Source organism: Nocardioides ferulae (assembly GCF_003660455.1).
In the GTDB taxonomy this organism is placed as follows: Bacteria; Actinomycetota; Actinomycetes; order Propionibacteriales; family Nocardioidaceae; genus Nocardioides; species Nocardioides ferulae.
This window is the reverse complement of sequence record NZ_QZVR01000017.1, coordinates 1-246: the sequence shown is the minus strand read 5'-3', so window position 1 is coordinate 246 and position 246 is coordinate 1. Positions and strand designations below refer to the sequence as shown.

The following is a 246-nucleotide window of genomic DNA, read 5'->3' as shown; positions in this document are numbered from 1 at the left end:
GCCGAAGACGCGGTGGTGCGGCGGCGGGCGGTGCTGGTCGAGGACCTCGAGCTGTGTCTGGCCTGGGCCGACCTGCACGGCGTGCTGCCTCCGGACCCGGTCGAGTGGAAGGGCCGGCGTCCCGACGGGGCGCCGCGGCTGGTCCGTCCTGGCGGTGAGGGCTCCCCCGAGCTGGTCGACGTAGCGGTGTTCGAGCTCTCGATCGCGCGTGGTGTCCACGTCCACTCCACCCGCACCGTGCTCGCC

1 protein-coding gene is annotated in these 246 nt (G+C 74.4%); it reads left to right on the top strand.

Annotation, left to right across the window (positions count from 1 at the left end; translation table 11 throughout):
* A partial coding sequence (locus D6B71_RS22895) for a hypothetical protein (protein WP_206051815.1) occupies positions 1 to 246 on the top strand: 246 nt, incomplete at both ends.